The following is a 4,618-nucleotide window of genomic DNA, read 5'->3' on the forward strand; positions in this document are numbered from 1 at the left end:
GTTCGCGGACCTGCGGTCCGCGCCCCGGAATGACGGCCTGCTCGGGCGGCCTCACACGATATGGACGGCGTGCGGCGCGAACAGGCCGATGCCCATGAACACGATGCCCAGGATGCCGACGCCGCCGGCCACGAAGGCGAGCGCCATCATCCCGGTGATGACGGCGGCCGAGCACAGCACGATGCCGATCTGGAAGGCCGCCGAGGCTACCTCGTAATGGTGGTAGCGGGCGAGCGACGTGTCGCGCTCGTGCTCGAGATGTTCGGCGTGGGCCCGCAGCTCCTTGCGGCCGTCCTTCTCCTTGGGATCGGACTCGTAGCGCGCCACCGTCGCCTTCCAGGCGTCGACCTGCTTCTGCACGGCGGCCTTGGCCTCCTCGTTGGGAGCGGTGGCGAGCTGCAGCGTCAGGGCCTCGGCGGCGGCGCGGATCGAGGTCTGCCGCACCGTCTTGGCCTGGAAGAAGTTCCAGGTGTCGCTCGCCTTGATGTTCAGGCTGATGGCTTCGGTCTGGGCGCTCTTGCCCAGCGTCTCGGAGAAGGCCAGGAACAGCGCGATCACCGAGATCAGCAGGGCGATCTGCTTGTTGTGGCCTGCCGCGTGCTCGGCATGCTCGTGGGTCTCCAAGGTCTCGTGCGGCCCGGCCATGCTGTCTCCCCGTGCGGTGGCGGTCGTCCGCAGGCATGTAGCGGGCCGGCGGTATTGCGCAAGGGGACTTTCGGATACGGGCGCCCAGACGCGCCGGCCGATCCGGGAGCCTACCGGCGCGGGTGGGCGGCCCGGTACACCTCCATCAGGCGTTCGCTGTCGATGCCGGTGTAGATCTGGGTGGTGGACAGGGAGGCATGGCCGAGCAGCTCCTGGATGGCGCGCAGGTCGCCGCCCCGCATCAGCAGGTGGGTTGCGAAGGAATGCCGCAAGGCGTGCGGGGTCGCGCTGTCGGGCAGGCTCAACGCGCCACGCAGCCGCTCCATCACGAGCTGGATGATTCGCGGCGACAGCGGCCCGCCCTTGGCGCCGACGAACAGCGGTCCGGTGTCGGGCAGGTCGTAGGGGCAGAGCGATACGTAGTCGGCGACCGCCTGCAGCACGCTGCGCAGTACCGGCACCATGCGGCGCTTGTTGCCCTTGCCGGTGACCACGACGACGTCGCCGGCGCCCGGCGCCGGCACGTCGCGCCGCTTCAGCCCGAGCGCCTCGGAAATGCGAAGGCCGGAGCCGTAGAGCAGCGCCAGCACGGCGGCGTCGCGCGCCAGCACCCAGGGCTCGCGCTCCTCGCCGGCCCGCATGTCGACATCCGCGACGCGTCGTGCGTCGGCCACGGCGAGCGGCTTGGGCAGGGTCTTGGCGATCTTGGGCGCCCGCACGGCGGCGAGCGCGCCGATCTCGGCGAGCCCCTCGCGGGCCAGCCAGCGGGCGAAGGAGCGCATGCCGGCCAGCGCCCGCATCAGCGAGCGGCCCGAGATGCCGTCGCCGCGCCGCGCCGCCATGAAGGCGCGCAGATCGGCCGTGGTGAGGCTCCCGAGCGCGCGCAACGTCACCCGTCCGCCCAGGTGCTCGCACAGGAAGGCCAGCACCTGCCGGGCGTCCCGCGCATAGGCCTCCACGGTCTTGGGCGACATCCGCCGCTCGGCCCCGATATGGACGAGCCAGCGCGCCATCGCGGCCGAGACCTCGGGCGCCGCGAAGGGAAGGTCGATCTCCGGGGAGGCCCGGGCTGTTTCGGAAGCCGCCTTGCGGGTCATGGGTGCCGTCCTGGGTCAGCGTCCTCGCCTTGACACGACCCGTATAATCGGGGCCGATCCTTCACCCTTCGTCAACGTCCGGGATAGCGCACCTCATGGCCCGACGCATCGTCGACGTGCTGGTGCCCCTCGCGCTCGACCAGCCTTACTCCTATGCGGCCGGCGACATCCCGGTCGCGCCCGGCGACGTCGTGCGGGTGCCGCTCGGCACCCGCGAGTGCGCCGGCGTGGTGTGGGGCGAGAACACGACCCCGGATCCGCGGCTCGACAACCGCATCAAGGCCATCGCCGAGAAGCTCGACGTGCCGCCGCTGCGCGACGAGATGCGAAAGCTGGTCGACTGGATCGCCCACTACACGCTGGCGCCGCGCGGCATGGTGCTGCGCATGGCGCTGCGGATGGGGGAGGGGCTCGGCCCCGAGCGCGAGCGCGTCGGCGTGCGGCTCGCCGGCGCGCCGCCGGCCCGGATGACGCCGGCGCGCGCCCGCGTGCTGGCGACGCTGGCCGACCGGCTGGTGCGGGCCAAGAGCGACGCGGCGAAGGAGGCGGGTGTCTCGCCCGGTGTGGTCGACGGCCTGATCGACGAGGGCACGCTGGAGACCGTGGCGCTGCCGCCCGAGCCGGTGGCGCGCGCGCCCGACGCGGACTTCTCCCGGCCCGATCTCTCGCCCGAGCAGGCTGCCGCGGCTGCCGCGTTGCGGGACGCCGTGGCGGCGAGGACGTTCGCCACCTTCCTGCTCGACGGCGTCACCGGCTCGGGCAAGACCGAGGTCTATTTCGAAGGGGTCGCGGAGGCGATCCGGCAGCGCCGCCAGGTGCTGATCCTGATGCCCGAGATCGCGCTGACCGCGCAGTCGCTCGACCGCTTCTCCGCGCGCTTCGGCGTCAGGCCGGCGGAGTGGCACTCGGAAATCTCTCCGCGAAAGCGCGCAAGAATCTGGCAGGGCGTCGCCGAGGGCGAGGTGCGGGTGGTGGCCGGCGCGCGCTCGGCGCTGTTCCTCCCGTTCGCGGATCTCGGCTTCGTCGTCGTCGACGAGGAGCACGACCCCGCCTACAAGCAGGAGGACGGCGTTCGTTATCACGCCCGCGACATGGCGGTGGTGCGCGCCCATATCGAGAAGTTTCCGATCGTGCTCGCCTCGGCGACGCCGTCGGTGGAGACCGAGGTCAACGCGCGAAAAGGCCGCTACAGGCGGCTGTCGCTGCCGCAGCGCTTCGGCGGGCAGTCGTTGCCTCACGTCGAGGCGATCGATCTGTCGCGCGAGGGGCCGCCGCGCGGGCGCTGGATCGCCCCGCGGCTCGCCGAAGCCGTCACGGTGGCGATCGAGCGCAAGCAGCAGGCGCTCCTGTTCCTCAATCGTCGCGGCTACGCGCCGCTGACGCTGTGCCGCGCCTGCGGCTATCGCTTCGCCTGTCCGCAATGCGACGCTTGGCTGGTCGACCATCGCTTCAAGCGGCAGCTCGTGTGCCACCACTGCGGCTTCTCCACGCCGCATCCCGCCGTGTGCCCGAACTGCCATGCGGCGGACAGCTTCGTCGCCTGCGGGCCCGGGGTGGAGCGAGTGGAGGAGGAGGTCGGGACGCTGTTTCCGCAGGCCCGCGTGATGGTGATGTCGAGCGATCTGCTCACCAGCGTCGACAAGCTGCGCGAGGAGCTGACGGAAATCCAGGAGGGCCGCGTCGACATCGTGATCGGCACCCAATTGGTCGCCAAGGGTCATCACTTCCCGCGGCTGAACCTGGTCGGCATCGTCGATGCCGATCTCGGCCTCGCCAACGGCGATCCGCGCGCCGCGGAGCGGACCTTTCAGCTTCTGTCCCAGGTGGCGGGGCGGGCCGGCCGCGAGGAGGGGCAGGGCATCGGCTTCCTGCAGACGCATCAGCCGGAGCATCCGGTGATGCGGGCGCTGATCGCCGGCGACCGCGAGGCGTTCTATGCGAGCGAGATCGACATCCGCGAGCGGCTTCACTATCCGCCGTTCGGCCGGCTCGCCAGCCTGATCGTCTCGGCCTCCGACCGCGCCGCGGCGGAGACGCATGCGCGAAAGCTGGCGGCGATCGCGCCGCGCGACGAGCGGGTTCGCGTGCTCGGACCGGCCGAGGCGCCGGTGTCTCTGCTACGCGGACGCCACCGCTTCCGCCTGCTGATCAAGGCGCCCCGCGCCCTCGACCTCTCGGGCTACATGCGCGACTGGCTCGCCGCCGCCCCGAAGACCACCGGCGATCTGAAACGCGAGATCGACATCGACCCGACGAGCTTCTTGTGAGGGGGGCGGAGATCCGGGAGCGAGGGTTCCAACGAGGCGCTCCGGAAAGCGAGCCGAACCATGGCTCGTCGAGTGTAGATGAACCCGGCTTTACCGCACAGCCCCTGGGTCCCGGGTCTGCGCACCTCGCTTCGCGAGGCGCTCCGCCCGGGACACGAGGACTCTGCGTCGTGATATGATCTCGATCTGGACAGACTCCGTGTCCCGGGCGGAGCGCGCCGCTTCGGCGTGCGGAGACCCGGGACCCAGGAGCCGCAGCGAGAGGCGCTGCGATGCAGCGGCGATTCGTCGTTTACATCCTGGCGAGCAGGCGTAATGGCACGCTCTATGTCGGCGTGACCAACGACCTGATGCGTCGAGTCGCCGAGCACAAGGCGAAACAGGTGCCGGGGTTCACACGGCAGTACGGCGTAGACACTCTGGTCCATGCCGAGCCGTTCGATTCGATTCTGGAGGCGCGGGCGCGCGAGCGAACGCTCAAGCGATGGCACCGGGCGTGGAAGCTGGCGTTGATCGAGCAGAACAACCCGAGCTGGCGGGATCTGTCAGAAGAGTGGCTCTGAGAATGCGGCACTGTGTCCCGGGGCGGAGCGCCTCGCTGCGCGAGGC

At 70.8% G+C, this 4,618-nt stretch carries 4 protein-coding genes; 2 read left to right on the forward strand and 2 right to left on the reverse strand.

Features of this window, described 5'->3' with window-relative positions:
• Positions 1 to 51: 51 nt before the first annotated feature.
• Positions 52 to 645: a DUF4337 domain-containing protein gene (locus CH341_RS28400; RefSeq protein ID WP_111422471.1), complete on the reverse strand. Its 594-nt coding sequence runs from the start codon at positions 643 to 645 to the stop codon at positions 52 to 54.
• A 110-nt stretch (positions 646 to 755) separates the two neighbouring features.
• Positions 756 to 1,742, reverse strand: coding sequence for a tyrosine recombinase XerC (locus tag CH341_RS28405; protein WP_111422474.1), 987 nt, complete (start codon positions 1,740 to 1,742; stop codon positions 756 to 758).
• 95 nt (positions 1,743 to 1,837) lie between these two features.
• Here CH341_RS28405 and CH341_RS28410 point away from each other — a divergent pair, with 95 nt between their 5' ends.
• Both CH341_RS28410 and CH341_RS28415 read left to right on the forward strand, forming a co-directional pair.
• Entirely contained in the window at positions 1,838 to 4,009 is a 2,172-nt protein-coding gene (locus tag CH341_RS28410; protein WP_111422476.1) for a primosomal protein N', read from the forward strand.
• 272 nt (positions 4,010 to 4,281) lie between these two features.
• A complete protein-coding gene (locus tag CH341_RS28415) occupies positions 4,282 to 4,572 on the forward strand; it encodes a GIY-YIG nuclease family protein (protein WP_111422479.1) in 291 nt (96 codons plus the stop codon).
• Positions 4,573 to 4,618: the final 46 nt, after the last annotated feature.

This window comes from Rhodoplanes roseus, assembly GCF_003258865.1.
GTDB classification, from domain to species: domain Bacteria; phylum Pseudomonadota; class Alphaproteobacteria; order Rhizobiales; family Xanthobacteraceae; genus Rhodoplanes; species Rhodoplanes roseus.

Excerpts from the sequence above, each read along its gene's own strand:
- CH341_RS28400 (WP_111422471.1), bottom strand. The coding sequence starts at position 645 with ATGGCCGGGCCGCACGAGACCTTGGAGACCCACGAGCATGCCGAGCAC.
- CH341_RS28405 (WP_111422474.1), bottom strand. The coding sequence starts at position 1,742 with ATGACCCGCAAGGCGGCTTCCGAAACAGCCCGGGCCTCCCCGGAGATC.
- CH341_RS28410 (WP_111422476.1), top strand. The coding sequence starts at position 1,838 with ATGGCCCGACGCATCGTCGACGTGCTGGTGCCCCTCGCGCTCGACCAG.
- CH341_RS28415 (WP_111422479.1), top strand. The coding sequence starts at position 4,282 with ATGCAGCGGCGATTCGTCGTTTACATCCTGGCGAGCAGGCGTAATGGC.